14 protein-coding genes are annotated in these 17,328 nt (G+C 63.4%); 2 read left to right on the top strand and 12 right to left on the bottom strand.

Annotated features, from left to right (window positions below):
- Positions 1-28 precede the first annotated feature (28 nt).
- The 6 genes from A9G05_RS20990 to msbA form a co-directional block, all read right to left on the bottom strand.
- Complete coding sequence (locus tag A9G05_RS20990; protein WP_069562793.1) at positions 29-1,237, bottom strand: acyl-CoA dehydrogenase family protein; 1,209 nt, start codon at positions 1,235-1,237, stop codon at positions 29-31.
- A 66-nt stretch (positions 1,238-1,303) separates the two neighbouring features.
- The gene (locus tag A9G05_RS20995; protein WP_069562794.1) at positions 1,304-2,584 is read right to left on the bottom strand and encodes an acyl-CoA dehydrogenase family protein; all 1,281 of its coding nucleotides are present in this window, start codon (positions 2,582-2,584) and stop codon (positions 1,304-1,306) included.
- A 161-nt stretch (positions 2,585-2,745) separates the two neighbouring features.
- Entirely contained in the window at positions 2,746-4,167 is a 1,422-nt protein-coding gene (gene hldE, locus A9G05_RS21000; RefSeq protein ID WP_069562795.1) for a bifunctional D-glycero-beta-D-manno-heptose-7-phosphate kinase/D-glycero-beta-D-manno-heptose 1-phosphate adenylyltransferase HldE, read from the bottom strand.
- A 72-nt stretch (positions 4,168-4,239) separates the two neighbouring features.
- The gene (locus A9G05_RS21005; protein ID WP_069562796.1) at positions 4,240-5,640 is read right to left on the bottom strand and encodes a PIG-L deacetylase family protein; all 1,401 of its coding nucleotides are present in this window, start codon (positions 5,638-5,640) and stop codon (positions 4,240-4,242) included.
- 4 nt (positions 5,641-5,644) lie between these two features.
- Positions 5,645-6,541 carry a GNAT family N-acetyltransferase gene (locus tag A9G05_RS21010; protein ID WP_069562797.1) on the bottom strand — a complete coding sequence of 299 codons (897 nt, stop codon included), beginning with the start codon at positions 6,539-6,541 and terminating at the stop codon, positions 5,645-5,647.
- Positions 6,541-8,376: a lipid A export permease/ATP-binding protein MsbA gene (gene msbA / locus A9G05_RS21015; protein WP_069562798.1), complete on the bottom strand. Its 1,836-nt coding sequence runs from the start codon at positions 8,374-8,376 to the stop codon at positions 6,541-6,543. Before msbA ends, A9G05_RS21010 begins: the two co-directional genes overlap by 1 nt.
- Positions 8,377-8,502: 126 nt before the next feature.
- On the opposite strand from msbA, the gene A9G05_RS26755 reads away from it, so the two are divergent.
- Both A9G05_RS26755 and A9G05_RS26760 read left to right on the top strand, forming a co-directional pair.
- Complete coding sequence (locus tag A9G05_RS26755) at positions 8,503-9,684, top strand: O-antigen ligase (RefSeq protein WP_083272627.1); 1,182 nt, start codon at positions 8,503-8,505, stop codon at positions 9,682-9,684.
- Positions 9,684-10,334: a lipopolysaccharide kinase InaA family protein gene (locus tag A9G05_RS26760; RefSeq protein WP_083272628.1), complete on the top strand. Its 651-nt coding sequence runs from the start codon at positions 9,684-9,686 to the stop codon at positions 10,332-10,334. The genes A9G05_RS26755 and A9G05_RS26760 overlap by 1 nt, the downstream gene beginning before the upstream one ends.
- A 9-nt stretch (positions 10,335-10,343) precedes the next feature.
- Here A9G05_RS26760 and A9G05_RS21025 read toward each other — a convergent pair whose 3' ends face one another.
- From A9G05_RS21025 to A9G05_RS21050, 6 genes are all read right to left on the bottom strand, one after another.
- Complete coding sequence (locus A9G05_RS21025) at positions 10,344-11,228, bottom strand: glycosyltransferase (RefSeq protein ID WP_069562799.1); 885 nt, start codon at positions 11,226-11,228, stop codon at positions 10,344-10,346.
- Positions 11,225-12,376: a glycosyltransferase gene (locus A9G05_RS21030; RefSeq protein ID WP_069562800.1), complete on the bottom strand. Its 1,152-nt coding sequence runs from the start codon at positions 12,374-12,376 to the stop codon at positions 11,225-11,227. The genes A9G05_RS21025 and A9G05_RS21030 overlap by 4 nt, the downstream gene beginning before the upstream one ends.
- Positions 12,373-13,245, bottom strand: a complete 873-nt coding sequence (locus A9G05_RS21035) for a DUF6625 family protein (protein WP_069562823.1) — start codon at positions 13,243-13,245, stop codon at positions 12,373-12,375. The genes A9G05_RS21030 and A9G05_RS21035 overlap by 4 nt, the downstream gene beginning before the upstream one ends.
- A 158-nt stretch (positions 13,246-13,403) precedes the next feature.
- The gene (locus A9G05_RS21040; protein WP_069562801.1) at positions 13,404-14,453 is read right to left on the bottom strand and encodes a hypothetical protein; all 1,050 of its coding nucleotides are present in this window, start codon (positions 14,451-14,453) and stop codon (positions 13,404-13,406) included.
- Complete coding sequence (locus A9G05_RS21045; RefSeq protein ID WP_069562802.1) at positions 14,450-15,556, bottom strand: glycosyltransferase; 1,107 nt, start codon at positions 15,554-15,556, stop codon at positions 14,450-14,452. The genes A9G05_RS21040 and A9G05_RS21045 overlap by 4 nt, the downstream gene beginning before the upstream one ends.
- Positions 15,543-17,297 carry a carbamoyltransferase gene (locus A9G05_RS21050; RefSeq protein ID WP_069562803.1) on the bottom strand — a complete coding sequence of 585 codons (1,755 nt, stop codon included), beginning with the start codon at positions 17,295-17,297 and terminating at the stop codon, positions 15,543-15,545. The genes A9G05_RS21045 and A9G05_RS21050 overlap by 14 nt, the downstream gene beginning before the upstream one ends.
- Positions 17,298-17,328: the final 31 nt, after the last annotated feature.

Genomic DNA, 17,328 nt, shown 5'->3' on the forward strand with positions numbered 1-17,328 from the left:
GGCTGAGCCCGCCAGTCGCACTCGCGGCCTACTTCAGCTCGCTGGAGCTCTTGCCCAGCAGGCGCCGGGCCACGATCAGCAACTGGATCTGCTGGGTGCCTTCGAAGATGTCGAGGATCTTCGAGTCCCGTGCCCATTTCTCCAGCAGTTCGTCTTCCCCGTAGCCCAGCGCGCCACACAGCTCGACGCACTTGAGGGTGACCTCGTTGGCCACGCGCCCGGCCTTGGCCTTGGCGATGGAGGCTTCCTTGGAGTTGGGCAGCTTGTTGTCGGCCATCCAGGCGGCCTTGAGGGTCAGCAGCCGCGCCGCTTCCCACTCGGCCTCCAGGCGATAGAGGGTGGCTTCGGCGTGACTCACACTGAGCAGCGGCTTGCGGTAGTCGAAGCTGCAGCCGGCCTTCTTCAGCAGCTCGCGGGTCCGGTCCAGCGCGGCCTTGGCGACGCCGATGGCCATGCCGGCCACCAGGGGGCGGGTGTTGTCGAAGGTCTCCATCACCCCGGCAAAGCCCTTCTGCACGTCGATCTCGGGGTTGCCCAGCAGGTTGGCCGCCGGCACGCGGCAGTCGTTGAAGCTGATGGAGGCGGTGTCGGAGGCCTTGATGCCGAGCTTTTTCTCCAGGCGGGTGACGGTCATGCCGGGCGTGCCCTTCTCCACCACGAAGGACTTGATTGCGGCGCGGCCGAGGCTCCTGTCCAGGGTGGCCCAGACCACCACCGCATCGGCGCGCTCGCCGGAGGTGACGTAGATCTTCTCGCCGTTGAGCACGTAGTGGTCACCGTCCTTCACCGCTGTGGTGCGGATGGCGGCGGAGTCCGAGCCGCAGCCCGGTTCGGTGATGGCCATGGCCGCCCAGGTGCTGCCGAAGCGCTTGAGCTGTTCGTCGTTGGCGACGGCGGCGATGGCGGCGTTGCCCAGGCCCTGGCGGGGCATGCCCAGCAGCAGGCCGACGTCGCCCCAGCACAGTTCGATGACGCCCAGCAGGGCCGAGAGGTTGCCGCCGTTGCGCACGCCCTCCTCCGCCTGGCCACTGCCGCGCTTGCTGGCGGAGGTGGCGCCGACGGCGTCGGGCGAGCCGGCGTTCATGCCGTCCAGCAGGGCGGCCAGCAGGTCCAGCTCCTTGGGGTAGGCGTGCTCGGCCTTGTCGTACTTGCGGGAGATGGGGCGGAAGTAGTTCGCCGCCACCTGGTGGGCCTGGTTGGCCAGGCCACGGAATTTCTTCGGGGTTTCCAGGTTCATCACAAAGTCCTCAGGACCGGATTTCGACCGTTCGAGCTAGACGCGCAATCGGTAGAAAAACGGTTCTCACAAGTGCAGGCCGCCGGACATGAGGGCCACGGCACGCAGGTCGCGGTACCAGCGCTCGGCCGGGTGTTCTTTGGTGAAGCCGTGGCCACCGAGCAGTTGCACGGCGTCGGTGCCGATCTTCATGGCTTTCTCGGCGCACAGCAGGCGCGCCAGGTAAGCCTCGCGACGGAAGTCCTCGCCGCGCTCGGCACGGGCGCAGGCCCGCCAGACCATCAGGCGCATGGCATCCAGTTCGATGCCGATGTCGGCCACCATGAAGGCCACGCCCTGGCGGTGGCTGATGGGTTCGCCGAAGGCGACGCGCTCGTTGCAGTAGGTCACCACGTAGTCCAGCGCGGCCTGGGCGGTGCCCACGGCGAGGGCGCACCAGGCCAGGGTGGTGTAGGCGAGGAAGCGCTCCAGATCGAAGGCACTGCCGGCCAGGCGGTCCTCCATCGGCACCCGCACGCCCTTCAGGCTCAGCCTGGCGGTGGCGCAGGCCTTGAGGCCCATGGCCGGTTCGGGGCGCAGGTTCAGGCCCTTGGCGCCAACATCCACACGGAACAGTGCCGGGCCGTCGGCCGTCTGGGCGGCGACCAGGATGGCGCTGGCGTTGAGGCCTTCGAGCACCAGGCATTTCTCGCCGTCGAGCTGGTAGTGACGCCCCTTGCGCTTGGCCCGGGTGGCCAGGCGCAGCGGGTCGACCAGCAGGCCCGGCTCGCTGACGGCGATGGCCATGGCCGGCGGGCGCGCGGCCCCGACGAAGGCGGGCAGCCAGCGGGCCTGCTGCTCCTGGGAGGCCCAGCGGCGGATGCAGTTGGCCACCGACAGCGGCACCAGCAGCGAGGCAGCCAGGGACAGGTCGCCCCCGCCGAGGGCTTCGGCGATCAGGGCGTTGGTGACGACGGTACGCTCGCCGGCCATGCCGCCCAGCGCTTCACTGACGCCGTAGTGGGCCAGGCCCAGCTCCAGGGCCTGGTTGATCAGCTCGGCGGAGACGCAACCCTGGGCATCCGCCGCTTCCGCAGCCGGTCGCAGGACCTCGCTGGCGAAGGCGCCGAGCATGTCCACGAGCATCTGCTGCTCGTCGCTGAGGGACAGGTCGAAGAGGCCGTCCGGGTCCGCCGGGCGCGGGGCCTTGGCAGACTTGGCGGGCTTGGCCGCCATCCGGAAGCCGGCACGGCTGCCGGTGTAGAGAAGGCGTTCGAAGGGTTTGCGCAGCTTGAACCGGTCCGGCCAGTCGGCCTGGGCCACGCGGTTCAGCACGGACAGGGCACGGCCCTGCACATCGGTACTCATGGCATCGCTCCACGCGGGGTGAGGATGCCGGGATGATGCGCGCGCCTACCAGAGGCGCCTATGACCGGGCCGACGTGCCGCTGTGGCGCCTCGGCCAGTGAGAGCCCTGTTCAGGGTCTGCTGCGCGTCGGCCCTGCCGGACCGTGGGAAAGCTCAGCGAATCAGCGGCTGCGGATCTTCTCGACGATGGCGGTGGTGGAGCTGTTCTCCACCAGGCCGAGCACCCGCACTTCGCCGCCGTAGGCGCGGACCAGATCGGCACCGACCACCTGCTCGACGCCGTAGTCGCCACCCTTGACCAGGATGTCCGGCTTGACCTCGCCCAGCAGGCGCTCGGGGGTGTCTTCGCTGAAGCTCACCACCCAGTCCACGGCGCCGAGACCGGCGAGCACGGCCATGCGCCGGTCCACCGAGTTGATCGGTCGGCCGGGGCCCTTGAGGCGGCTGACGGAGGCGTCGTCGTTGATCGCCACCACCAGGCGATCGCCCTGGGCGCGGGCCTGCTCCAGGTAGGTCACGTGGCCGGCATGGAGGATGTCGAAGCAGCCGTTGGTGAAGACGATCTTCTCGCCGTGGGCGCGGGCGTCTTCGATGGCCAGCAGCAGTTGCTCCAGGCTCAGCACGCCGCGCTCGGAGCCCTGCTCACGCTGCACCGCGCGGCGCAGCTCGGGAGCGCTGATGGCGGCGGTACCCAGCTTGCCGACCACGATGCCGGCGGCCAGGTTGGCCAGGGCGACGGCCTGGGGCAGGTCTTCGCCGGCCGCCAGGCTGGCGGCCAGGGTGGAGATGACGGTGTCGCCGGCGCCGGTGACGTCGAACACTTCGCGGGCACGGGCCGGCAGGTGCAGGGCCGGGTGGCCAGGGCGCAGCAGGGTCATGCCGTGCTCGCCACGGGTTACCAGCAAGGCGCCGAGGTCCAGCTCCTGCATGAGCCGGGCGCCCTTGGCGACCAGCTCGGCCTCGTCGGCGCAGCGGCCGACGATGGTCTCGAATTCATTGAGGTTGGGGGTGATCAGGCTGGCGCCCCGGTAGATGCCGAAGTCCTTGCCCTTGGGATCGGCCAGCACCGGGATACCCTTGCGACGGGCTGCCTGGATCAGCGCCTGGTGGTTCTTCAGGGCGCCCTTGCCGTAGTCGGACAGCACCAGCACCTTGACGCCGGTGAGCAGGCGTTCGACATCGGCGGCCAGGGCCTCGGCGTCGGTGTCGAAGGGCTCCTCGAAGTCCATGCGCAGCAGTTGCTGGTGGCGGCTCATGACCCGCAGCTTGACGATGGTGGGCTGCCCGGCGATGCGCTGGAAGCGGGCGTCCACGCCGGCGGCGCCGAGGCTGGCGAGCAGGCTCTCGGCGGCTTCGTCCTCACCGGTGACGCCGACCAGGGCCGCCGGTGCACCCAGGGCGGCGATGTTCAGCGCCACGTTGGCGGCGCCGCCCGGACGGTCTTCGATCTGGTCCACACGCACCACCGGAACCGGCGCCTCGGGGGAGATGCGCGAGGTGCCGCCATGCCAGTAACGGTCGAGCATGACATCGCCCACCACCAGAACGGGGGCCAGATCGAAACGGGGCATGGTGAGCTTCATGAAGACTCCAGGGCATGGAAAAACGGCGCGGATCATACCATAGCAGCCGATCCACCCCGGCGAAGGCGCCCGTCAATCGGAAAGCCGGCGGACCCAGAACAGCTCGTGGCGACGCACGGCCTTGCGGAAGAATTCGTCCTCGCCGGTGGCTGGCCAGCGGCGGCCTGCGAGGCAGCGCTGGATCAGCCGGCGCAGGCGTTTCTTGGTGGGCAGCGGCCCCTGCAGGTCATGCTGCATGGCCAGGGCCTGGGCCTTGTCACGCTGTTGCGCGGCATCCAGGCAGAGGCTCCACAGCGGGTCGGCCGGAAGCGGCTCGATGGCCGGCGGCAGCGCGATGCCCTGGCCGGCGGGGCCCATGGGCCAGCGGTCGTTGTCGTGCAGGTGGTTGGCGTAGAGCAGCAGGCTGGCGGGCTGCCAGTCGGCTTGCTGGATGGCCGCGAGCAATGCCTGGGTCGCGGCGACGTGGTCGCTGTGAGGGTCCAGCTCGGGATGGGGCGTGACCACCACCTCGGGGCGGAAATGCTCCAGCAGGCGCGCCAGGTCAGCCACCAGATTGGTCCAGCTGGGCACGCCGTCGGCGTCGCCTGGCAGCTCGATGGGGTTGTGCTGGCGCACGGTGCGGACGTCGGCATCCCTGGAAACCTTCGAGCCGAAGCCCTGGTCGGGTGCCTGGGCCATGGCCGGGAGCTGCAGGCAGTAGTAGCCGAGCTGCACACAGCGGGATTGCGGGACACCGCCCCAGAGCGGGATGGCCAGGCTGTCCCAGCTGCGCAGGCGCCCTTTGAGGCGGGCGGCATCGGCGGCATCCAGGCCGAGCCGCTGGTAGTGCTCGGCTTCGATCTCGCCCTGGGTGAGGGTGACGATGCTGGCCTCGGCGGCCTGGCTGTACAGCCCGAATGCGGCCAGTTCGGCGTCGTCGGCGTGGGGGGCGATGACCATCACCCGCTGCTGGCGGAAGTCCGGCTGGGCGAGGGCGTAGAGGGTGGCGTCGGCGGCGATCCGGCAGAAGCGTCCGCCGATGGCCAGGGTCCCGGCCCGCAGCGCGTGGTGCTGGCCGGTCAGGTTGAGGTAGCGCCAGCCGTCGACGCCGCGCTCGAAGTCCTGGCGGTCGTCGCCTATGTGGACCGCCGGATCCAGCCAGCGCCCCAGCCAGGACGCGCGCAGGCGTACCCGCAGGATCAGCGTGTCGGCCTCGCCTGCCCCCTCAGGCAGGTGGACGCAACCGCTGGCCAGGTCGAGCGGCCACTCGGGGGTGCCGGCCGGGAAGGCGTGGCGGTAGTCGTCGCGCGGGGCGTAGAACAGGTGGTCGGCGAACCAGGCTTCATGGGCGATCCAGCCCAGCACCAGGGCCAGCGGCACCAGCCACCAGGCGAGGCCGATGCCCAGGGCCAGCAGCAGGACGAGGGCGACCAGCAGCGCGATGCGCTTCTGCCGGCGGTGGCGTTTCAGCAGTTGCTGCTTGCGTCCGCTCATGGGTTCACACCTGGTAGACGGGCACGCGGTGGCACCAGCGGTCCTTGTATTCGCGGTCGGCACGCCCGAAGGAGTAGCGCAGCGGCTTGTCCAAGGCGCGGGCCTCGGCCCAGGCGGCCTGGGTGTTGACGAAACTGAGGACGCTGCCGGGGCTGAAGGCGCGCTCCTGGGGGTCGACGCCACCGTTGATGTATTCGAGGCTGACCCAGCGCGGGGCCTCGACCCGGTAGAGCACCTGGATGGCCACGGGGCGCTCCTCCAGGTAGATCAGCGAGCCGGTCATGAACTCGCGCATCAGGCCGAACACTTCGGCCAGGTGCGCTTTGCCGGTGGCGTCGAAGCCCCAGCGGCGGTGGAAGAGATCGGCATAGATGGCGGCCTGCTCCGCCGGTTCCAGCTCCAGCATGGGGCGGATCACGCCGCCCGCCTCTTCCAGCAGACGTTGTTCGCGGCGCTGGTTGTAGCGGAACTTCTTGCTGTAGTCCTCCGGCTCGCGAGCCAGGGCCAGGCCCTCGGGCTGCTCGCGCAGGCCGGTGATGCCGCCGAGGTTGAGGGCCGAGACATAGCGGGCCCGATGACGCAGGGCCACGCCGGCCTGCTCGGCGATGGGCAGGATGATTTCGGCGTTGCCCAGGTCGAACAGGCCGCGTTTGCCCTGTTGCTTGAGCACGTCCTTGGACAGCGCCAGGTGTCGGCCCCAGGTGGGCAGTGCAGCGACCAGACGGCCACCCTGGTTCCGACCCAGGTAGCGCACGGGGATGCCGGCCAGGCCGGCCAGGCGCTCGACCACCTCGGGGTGGGTGGCGACGCTGCCGCCGAACTCATGCCAGGCACGGGCATAGGTGGCGGCGTCGATGGGCTCCCAGCCCCGCTCACGCCAGGCACGCAGGTAGCTGAGCATCAGGCGTCCTGCTCCACCGCGTCCTTGCCGTCGTCCTCGAACTGCTTGGCGTGCAGGCGGGCGTAGTAACCGTTGAGGGCCAGCAGCTCGCGGTGGGTGCCGCGCTCGACGATGCGGCCCTGGTCCATCACCAGGATCAGGTCGGCCTTCTCGATGGTGGAGAGGCGGTGGGCGATCACCAGGGTGGTGCGACCCTTCATCACTTCGTCCAAAGCAGCCTGGATGTGCCGCTCGGACTCGGTGTCCAGGGCGGAGGTGGCCTCGTCGAGGATCAGCAGCGGTGCGTTCTTCAGCAGGGCGCGGGCAATGGCCAGGCGCTGGCGCTGGCCGCCGGACAGCAGCACGCCGTTCTCGCCCACCAGGGTGTCGTAGCCCTGGGGCATCTTCTCGATGAATTCGGCGGCGAAGGCGGCTTCGGCGGCGGCCTTGACGTCTTCCAGCGGGGCGCCGGCGAGGTCGCCGTAGGCGATGTTGTTGGTCACCGTGTCGTTGAACAGGGTGACGTGCTGGGTGACCAGGGCGATGTGTCGGCGCAGGTTGCGCAGGCGGTAGTCCTCGATCTCGACGCCGTCCAGCAGGACCTCGCCGTTCTCGTGGTGGTAGAAGCGCGGGATGAGGTTCGCCAGGGTCGACTTGCCGCTGCCGGAGCGGCCCACCAGGGCCACCATCTGGCCGGGTTCGGCGACGAAGGAGATGTCTTCCAGGACGGGCTTTTCCGAGCCCGGGTACTGGAAGTTCAGATGGCGGACCTCCAGGCGGCCCTCGACATGCTCGCGCTCGACGGTGCCTCGGTCAATCTCGGGTTCTTCGTCCAGCTGCTCGAAGATGCTCTCGGCACCGGCGACACCGCGCTGGATGGTGGAGCTGACTTCGGACAGCTGGCGGATCGGCTTGGGCAGCAAGCCGGCCAGGGTGATGTAGGCCACCAGGTCACCGGCCGAGGAATCACCACGCATATAGAGGACGAGGAACATCAGCACCGCCATGGCGCTGTAGATCACCAGCTGCAGCAGGGGGGTGTAGACCGCGGAGGTCTTGGTCATCTTCAACTGGCGGTCGGTGTTGCTGGTGCTGGCGTCGAGGAAGCGGCTCGACTCGTAGGACTCGCCACCGAAGCTGCGAACCACCCGGTAGCCCTGGATGGTCTCGGAGGCGACGTGGGTGACATCCCCCATGGCGACCTGGATCTTCTTGCTCTGCTTGCGGAACTTGCGGCTGGCGCTGCTCACCATGAAGGCGATCAGCGGCAGGATGGCCACCATCACAAGGGTCAGTTGCCAGTTCATCCAAAGCAGGGAGGCGAACAGGAAGACCACCGTCATGCCTTCTCGGATCACCACCTTGATAGCGTCGGTAGCGGCGCCGGTCACCATGGTGACGTTGAAGGTGATGCGGGAGATGAGGTGCCCGGAGTTGTGGTTGTCGAAGTAGCGGTTCGGCAGCACCAGCAGGTTGTTGAACAACGCCAGGCGCAGGTCATGGACCAGGCCGAGCGAGACCTTGGCCAGGAAGTAGTTGCCGAGGTAGGAGCCGATCCCCTGCCAGAGCGCGATGAACACAATCAGCAGCGGCACGGCCTGAAGCAGTTGCAGGCGCGCCAGCCAGGGGTGGTCCTGCACGAAGGGCACACCAGCGAAGAAGCTGGCCTCGGGGTTGTTCAACCCGTCGACGAAGTACTTCAGCACATAGCCGAACATGGGCTGGGTCGAGGCGAAGATAAGGAACCCGACGATGCTGATAAGGAAGAGGCCGATGTAGGGCTTTACGTAGGAGAGCAGCCGGAAATAGATCTTCAGGCTCGAGGTCGATCGCGAGTCTGCAGAATTGTCGGTCATGGAAGTGCGCCATGGGCAGAGCGGGCGCATATGCTACCACAGCCCCTCTGCCCCGCCAGACACGCGAAATATCCGGCTGTATCCCGTAGAATCGCGCCTCGATTCGACATCAGGGATGCGGGCTAAATGTCTCTCGCTTCACGCGCCTGGCAGCGCAATGCGTTCAACTTCATCAGCGATTGGGTACTACCAGCCGGCCTGTTCTGCCTGCTGACCGGTCTTGCGTGGTTGGGTGAGCGCAACCAGTACCACAAGCTCTTCTATGCGCTCATGGCGGCCCCAGCACTCATTGCATTCCTGTTTCAGCCTGCCCAGGCGCTGCGTGTATTTAGGACACCCGTCACGCTTGCCTTCATCGCGTTCTCCGCTTGGGCATTGCTGAGCATCGCCTGGTCAGCTACGGATGAGTCCGTGAGTTCCCTTTTAAAGAGGCCGCTGTACATCCTCATGCTGTTTGTCGCCTGCGCTCTGATGGCACGTGACAACTGCTCGCGGCTTCTGAGGGCTATCCATCTGGCCGCACTGTTGATGATTCCTATTGCGGCCTACTCACTGGTCGATTTCGCCCGTCATTACTCAGATGGAGCCCGCCTGATCGGGAGCGGCGCACTGGACAACCCCCTGCTCAGTTCGCACCTGTTCGGCTTCTTCTGCATCCTCTGGCTCGGCTATGCGATGACCGCCGTGCCTAGAAACGGTCTTGTCGCGCTTTTGCCGCTGGCGCTGTTGTTCATGGCCTTGCTCGCCACAGGCTCTCGGACGCCATTGCTAGCCGCTGCAATTGCGTCAGCCTGGATGGTGATCTGCTGCTGGAATAGGCGTGCGGTATTGCTTGCGACGCTAAGCGTAATCATCGTGACTGGCCTGCTGCTGCTCTATCCGGAAAGCCTTCTGAACCGCGGAACCTCCTATCGCTTCGATATCTGGCAAATGGCGCTGGAGAAAATCCAACTCCACCCTTTGATAGGCCACGGATTTGATGCACCTGTTTCTTTCGTCATCCCAGAAATTGGTTATGCGTTAAGCGAACCCCATAGCTTTTTCTTGGGCGTGCTCTTCTATACCGGCTTGGTCGGGGGTCTGTGCTGGCTATTCATGCATGCCAGCGCCCTGTGGATCTGCTGGCGAAGCCGCAGTGACGCCTGCTTCATCATCGCCGGGGCATTGGTGCTCTACGGGCTGGGAGCGGGGCTGACCGAGGGAGGTGGCATCCTGCCACGCCCCAAAGAGCACTGGCTGCTCACCTGGATCCCCTTGGCATGGGTCGCCACACTGAGCATTGGACGCCAACAGGAGAAATCCACCTGATGCTCTTTCTTTCCAACAAGCAGCTGCAGGCTCTATGTCACGACTCGAAAGTTCTGGAACAGGACGGGCTTGGCCCTAAGGTCCTGCGTTTGAGCGACGGCAGCTTCCTCAAACTGTTTCGTAAACGCCGCATGTTCTCCAGCGAAACACTGAAACCCTACGCTCAGCGTTTCGCCGACAACGCCAAGCGCCTGCAAAGACTCGGCTTCGCCACACCGGAGATCGTTGAGGTCTATCGCCTTGAAGACCCAGTCAATCGTACAGCCGTACGTTATCGCCCCCTACCCGGTGAAACCCTGAGGCACGCCTTGGGGCAATCCAGGCCTTCGCAGCAACAGCCTTTGGTCAAGCAGTTCGGCCAACTGCTGGGCCTATTGCATGAGAAGGGCGTTTACTTCCGCTCCATTCACCTGGGCAACGTGCTGCTGATGCCAAGCGCCGAGCTCGGCTTGATCGATCTTGCCGACATGAAAATTGGCCCTCGGCCACTGAGCCTGCGCCTAAGGCTACGCAACCTCAAGCATATGCGCCGCTATGACGAGGACAGATCCTGGCTATTCGAGCAATTCAACGACGCACTGGCTGAGGGCTATGCCCAGCACGCAGAGCATTACGCCAAAGCCGTTCTAGCAAACGATCAGTCAGCATGAAACTGCCGGTCACTGCTTCTCCAAGGGAGAGAAAAGCAGTCGCCCTAATCCACGCCAGGTTTTCTTGTTCCAGGAGCGGAACGGAATCTGGCGTAGCAGTTGGCGAGCATACTGACGATCACGATTGGAGCATTTCAGGAACATCGAGCTGAGGAAGCGCGTTCTCACGAACTCGTATTGAGGATGGGCACTGAACAAGGCGTAAGTGCGCAAGATGCTATCCACCATGAAAGGCGTGTTCTTGGATGAGTTGCTGCCGTGCTTCCGGTACTGCGCCAATACCTCGCCCAGGCAATCGATAAAATAGCCCGCATGGGTGATCTTGAGTTCGATCAGCAGGTCTTCCAGGCGTATCTGAGGATCGAATCCCCCCACGCGCTCCAGCGCTTCCTTGCGGAAAAGCAGCGTAGGCGCCGGCGGGTAAGGCTTGCGCTCCATGAACACATCATCGAAATCCAACCGGCGGAACGCAGTGTCACGGCGTTGACGCGACTCCGGAAACAGCTGACCCGCCGAATCGATCAGCTCAATGTTCCCGGCGCAGATCCCCACCTCTGGTTTGTCCTGCATGTAGGCGACCTGCTTGGCGATACGCTCGGGAACCATGATGTCGTCCGAGCCAAACGGAGCAATCAGGCTTCCTTGGGCTCTCGCCACAGCTTCATTGAGGGTGTGGGTCAGCCCCTTGTTCTGCTGCACACGGAAATCAAATCCGTATTGCTGCTGCAATCGCTGGATACGTACAGCACTGTCGTCAGTGGAGCCATCGTCGATAACCAGCAGCTCAATGCTCGGGTAAGTCTGCTGAACGACACTCAAGATGCACTGTTCGATGTAGGGCGCATGGTTATAAGACGCGACGATGACGGTCACTAAAGGCTGTTGCAGGGTCATTTCGCTACCTCTTCCAAAGCCGTTTCAATCAGTTCCAGATACTGCTGGCGAAAAACATCAATGTCGTGCTGCTCCTGCAGATAGCGATAAGCGTTTTCGCCTTTCTCTGCGAGCTGGGCATCGCTTAGCGCAAGGTATTGGGACAATGCCTCTTTCAAGGCCGGCACATTGGCTGGCGGAACAGCCAGGCCACCGGCCCCCTGGATCAGCGGCAGCATGGCGGGTACATCGCTCGCGATGACCGGCAGACGTCCACTCATGCCCTCGAGCAATGCCAGACCCAACCCTTCAGCCAATGAAGGCATTGCCCAGATGTCGAACGCGCGGACATAGCGCAAGGCATTCTCACGAAACCCGAGCAAGTGAACTCGCCCCGCCAAACCCAGACGCTCGGTCTCATGCTGCAGACGATCATGCTCTCGCCCAGCACCAATGATCGCCAGGTGGGCATCAGGAAATTGCTCCGCAACTTGCGAGAACGCCTGCACCAGGTAGATGTGCCCCTTTACCGGAACTAGGCGCCCCAGTGCCCCCACCAAACGCGCATGCGTGGGAAGCCCCAGTTGCTCACGCGCGACCTCACGAGACAGTTGCAGCGCTTCCGCCTGGACAATATCGATGGCATTGGTGATCGCAGCGGTGTTGCGCTCAGTGAAACCACAGCGACACTCCAGCAGATACTGCCGCACGGCTGGGGAAACTCCGACGAAGCGCCAGGATGAGTTGACTAGGCTCGCGGTCTGGCGCCGTCGATAGGCGCGGTCATATTCTCCAAAACCATGTGCGATGCCGATGCAAAGCGGAATTTTCAACCAGCGGTTGAGCATCAGCATCATGTTCACTGGCTTGAAACGATTACAGATCACCACATCGAAGCGCTCGCTCCGGCAGTACTGGTAAAGACGCCACATGGCACGAATTCGCATACCTTTGAGCTGGCTGTCGGAAAAGCCGAAGTAGATCGAGCGCTCAGCTCGACTCACTGGCTGCCCGGCAGCCGGGCGTCCCCGCAGAAATGCGTTGACGGTTTCGAATCGCTCCGACGGCAAGGCCCGGAAAATCTGCTCCCCCAAGTCCGCAAAGTCATGCGTCTTGATGTTGTAGTCAGGGTGCAACTGCAGGACCTTGATACGGCGCCCTTTGTTCATTTCCACTCTGCGAATCCTTTTTCGTCGATCACCCAGGCGTGCGTTTCAGCAAGCGCTTGCGTTGCCCGCCAGGCGGGTTCCGACTGGCTATTCCATGCATCCCGCTTCCAAATAGCGAAATGGAAATAGGGGAATTGGCGATCACCATCTAGGTCGTTGGTCAAGCTGCCGTTTTGCCAGAACCAGCGCTGAGGAAAACGGAAACTTCCATCAATCCATGGAACGCACCCGTAGGGTGTACTGAACGCCTCGGTGAATTCACTACGCCGACGCAATGGATTGAATCGACCGACCAGGTTGAAAAGCGGTTCAGGGAAGTTCTTGCGCCACAGGAACAGCCGAGTGAATGCCCCTTCGTCGAGCGCGTGATGCATCTGGTCACTTAACCGCCTCTGCCACTCTGGCATTCGCATGAAAACCTCACGCATCGCTGCGGTATTGCGCAGCAGGCATAAATGGCCCGAGACGCGACGAGCGTGAGTGGAGTAAAGGTCGTAACGTGCCAATCGCTGGGAGGTGAAGTACTGCCGCAAACGCCCGTAGAGAACATCAAGATCACCAAAGGCCCAGAAGTCGTAGCCCCGCAGCCGGTCCTCATGGATGTAACCGAGCGCCGGCTTGAGGTCGCAGAGCTTGTACGGATTTGCCGGCGCGAAAGGAATGCCGAGACGCTGAGAGACCCATGCGCAATAGCTTGCGTAGTCGACTGGCTCGATACGGACGTTCGGCGGCAGACCCTCGGGCTCACCACAGTCACTGAAGAGCAGCCAATCAATATCGGGATTGAGCCGGCAACTTTCCAGAAACAACGGCATCCAGAATGGCCAACGCCCGAAATAGGGAATGACAAAGCAAATGCTCGGGGACACGACCACGCTTCCAAACCTCAACTAAAAAAGAACGAAGCTTCCATGGGGCGAGCCCATTCAACGTACCAAGGCGAATACCAGCCAACCTGCAGTCATACACCGAACACCAGGCGCAATATCCCTTCGATAGGCGAAAAAGGCGAGTGCAGGCAGTTACCTCAACACAACTTTCTCGCCTGCTCGAGCAGATCACCCAATCGTTGCACCTGAGAGGCCGTAAGGAGTTTCCGCCAGCTTGGCGGCAAATCCTGCTCACCACCCTCAGATTTGAGAGCGTTCAGGCAATCAAGGGCATAGGCAGGCGCACACGACCGGGAGTATCGATCAGCGGGTACTTCCAACGCAAAAAAAGCCGCGCGCGCGCCCTTGCGAGCCTGTTTATCCAGCCCAATTGCAAACAGGCGAAACTTGAGACGCTTCAGCAATGAAGGCTTGGGCCTTTGCGAAGGCAGTTCAGCGGAAACGGCAACTAAACGCTCGGAAAACTCTTCCCCGTGAATCGAGAAGAACTCAGCGATCATCAGGCGCCAAAAAAGCTTGTCGCCATAGTAATGATTGACAATCCCCTGGGCGTTCGCGGGCACCCCCAGCCTTCTCACGTAAGCTGCACAGCCAACAGCAAACTGCTCAACAACATGGACATCAGGTGCCAGCGGGTAGATCTCATCAATCAGGCGGATCGCCATATCCATACAGGCAACCGGCTCTTTTCTGAGGGCCAATACGCCAGAGTTGATCAGTGGCATATCGCCCTTGATCTTGTATTCACGCTCCAGCACTTCGGCTGCGGCGTCATGGAGGCGCTCGCCCCGCCATTCATCCCAACGCGCCTCTACTTCATCCACCAACCAATCGGCCTTTTCCAGGCGCTCGAACAGCCTGCTCGCAGAGCCCGCAAAAAAGGTATCGGTATCGATGAAGATACTGGCGCCTGGGAGGTTGAAAGCATCGTGCATTACCGCTGCTTTCAAACGGTGCATATAGCCCTGGCTACCACGCCATTGCTTGAGCCGATCGTCATCAAGCACTTCCAGATCTACGGGCCAGCCATGGAAATCCTCGGGCCTGTCGGTGTACACGAGGATCTGGGGAAGCTCTTCTCGAGGAGTCTGCCGCAGTAGTGAAAGCAGGCTGTACTTCGCCTCCCACCGATATTCCGCCTGCCCGCCGTACAGGAGATACACGAGGCGACGCTGACAGGCGCTCATCCAGCTTTACTCCATAGCGAGACCAGTGGCAATTCCCAGAAGCGCCTTTTGGCTGCGGAATCAGAAAACACCTGTTCAAGGCGCAAAGGGACAACACTGACAGGACTCTGAGCGGATTCCATAATCACGGCAGACAACATAGATGAGTTCGGATAGCTGAATAATCGCCCAGCGCCTTTAACAACCTCACAAGCCCCCCCGTTGTCGCTGGAAACAACGGGAATCCCCGCTGCCATCGCCTCCAGCAGCACCATGCCGAAGGGCTCGTGATCGGACGAGAGCACGAACAGGTCGAACGCACGGAAATACCGCCGTCCTTCCGGGACCTGCCCAAGGAAGCGTACCCGTGCAGTAACGCCCAATTGCTCGGCCAGCGCTTTCAGGGAAGCCTCAAGCCGTCCACTGCCCATGATGGCCAGCAGGCTACCGGCTGGCAGTTGCGGCAACGCTTCGGCGAACCCGCGAATCAACGTGGCCTGGTCTTTGTCCGGGTGCAGGCGCCCCACATTACCGACCACCCACGCATCCTGGGGCAGGCCAAGCATCTCGCGCGCCTCTTCGCGAGACTTGAGGTCAGCCTGGACCGCCTCGATATCGATCCGGTTATAGAGGGTCTCGATCCGCTCGGCAGACCAGCGTGGCAGGCAACGACGCATGTCGTCACGCACCGCATTGGACACCCCCAGCAACGCCAGGCGCTTGCGGAAGAAGTTGGCGAACACCCGGCGCGACAACCGCTGGTAGTCACCGAAAGCATGGTGCACGCCGATCACAGGCAGCGATGTGCCCAGCAAGGCGATGTAGATCGGCTTGAAACGGTGGGCGATGCAGAAACGGAAATCGCGACCCGCCACGATCTTGCGGATCGCGCGGATCGCTCCGAGCTTGAGCCCCCTCACGTCGCGACTGCTCTGACCGAGGAAGATCACTTCGTCGGAGGCCGATCCCTGCACCACCGCCTCACTCGGCTCGCCGGTGAGGTAGACGGTGGTCACTTTGTAAGGAGTGCCTTCGAACAGCACGGCGTACTGACGGGCGCAATCGAGAAAGGGCCCGTCATAGCCGTGGCAGAACTGCAGGACGCGCGGTTCAGAGCTGCTCATACCACTCGGCACCTTCCTTGACCACGAGGATGTCTTCCATGATCAGGTACTGCAGGTCCGACCCGTAGAACATGTTCAGAGCATCGGTCGGCGAGCAGATCATCGGCTCACCGCGACGGTTCAAGGAAGTGTTCAGCGATACACCGTTGCCGGTCAGCTTCTCCAGTTCGAGCATCAGGTCGTACCAGCGTGGATTGTGGCGACGCTCCAGCACCTGGGCACGGGACGTCCCGTCCTCGTGCACCACCTCGGAGACGCGCTCCTTCCACTCCTCGTTGACCTCGAAGGTGAAGGTCATGAAGGGGCTCGGGTGGTCTACCTTGAGCATCTTCGGTGCGACGGTATCGAGCATCGACGGGCAGAAGGGCCTCCAGCGCTCGCGGAACTTGATCTGCTCGTTGATGCGATCGGCGACGCCCGGAACACTCGGGCAACCGATGATGGAACGACCGCCCAGAGCACGCGGGCCGAACTCCATGCGCCCCTGGAACCAGGCCACCGGGTTACCGTCGACCATGATGCGGGCGATGCGCTCCGGGGTGTTCTCGATGCGCTTGAACACCGGCTTGTTCGGGTGCTTGGCGCAGGCGGCAATGACGTCCTCGTTGGAGTAGGACGGACCGAGGTAGACGTGCTCCATCTTCTCCACCGGCACACCGCGCTTGTGGGAGACAAAAGCCGCAGCGCCCACGGCAGTGCCGGCGTCGCCGGAGGCCGGCTGCACGAACAGCTCCTTCACATCCGGGCGAGCGATGATCTTCTGGTTCAGCTTGACGTTGAGCGCACAGCCGCCGGCGAAAGCGATCTTGCCGGTGTCACGGATGATGTCGCCCAGGTAGTAGTCCATCATCTCCAGCGCCAGCTTCTCGAACAGTGCCTGCATGCTGGCGGCGTAGTGGATGTAGGGGTCGTCGGCGATATCGCCCTGGCGCTTCGGCCCGAGCCACTCGATCAGCTTGGGCGAGAAGTAGTAGCCCTTGCCGTTTTCCTTGTAGCGGCGGAAGCCGATGACGTTGGCGTAGTCGGTGTTGATCACCAGCTCGCCATTCTCGAACTTGGCCAGGCGGGAGAAATCGTACTTGGCCGCGTCACCATAGGGCGCCATGCCCATGACCTTGAACTCGCCGTCGAGCATCTCGAAGCCGAGGTACTCAGTGATCGCGCCATAGAGGCCACCCAGGGAGTCCGGGTCGTAGAACTCCTTGATCTTGTGGATCTTGCCGTTCTCGCCCCAACCGAAGAAGGTGGTGGCGTACTCGCCCTTGCCGTCGATCCCGAGGATCGCAGTCTTCTCCTTGAAGCCGGAGCAGTGGTAGGCGCTGGAGGCATGGGCCAGGTGATGCTCCACCGGTTCGATCTTCACCCTCTTGGCGTCGAAGCCCAGTTGCTCCAGACACCAGACGATCTTGTTGCGGTAGCGCTTGTAGCGGCGGTTGCCCATCAGGATCGCGTCCAGGGCACGGTCCGGTGCATACCAGTAGCGCTTGGCGTATTGCCAACGGGCCTTGCCGAAGAGACTGATGGGGGCGAAGGGGATGGCCACAACGTCCACGTCGGACGGCTTGATGCCCGCCTGCTCCAGGCAGAACTTGGCCGACTCGTAGGGCATGCGATTCTTCGCGTGCTTGTCGCGCACGAAGCGCTCTTCTTCGGCGGCCGCGATCAGCTTGCCGTCGATGTAGAGCGCGGCGGAAGGATCATGGCTGAGGGCGCCGGAAAGGCCGAGGATCGTCAGTGCCACAGTGTTAAGCCTCTATCAAAGCGGCCGGGCG

The organism is Pseudomonas sp. ENNP23, from assembly GCF_001728945.1.
In the GTDB taxonomy this organism is placed as follows: domain Bacteria; phylum Pseudomonadota; class Gammaproteobacteria; order Pseudomonadales; family Pseudomonadaceae; genus Metapseudomonas; species Metapseudomonas otitidis.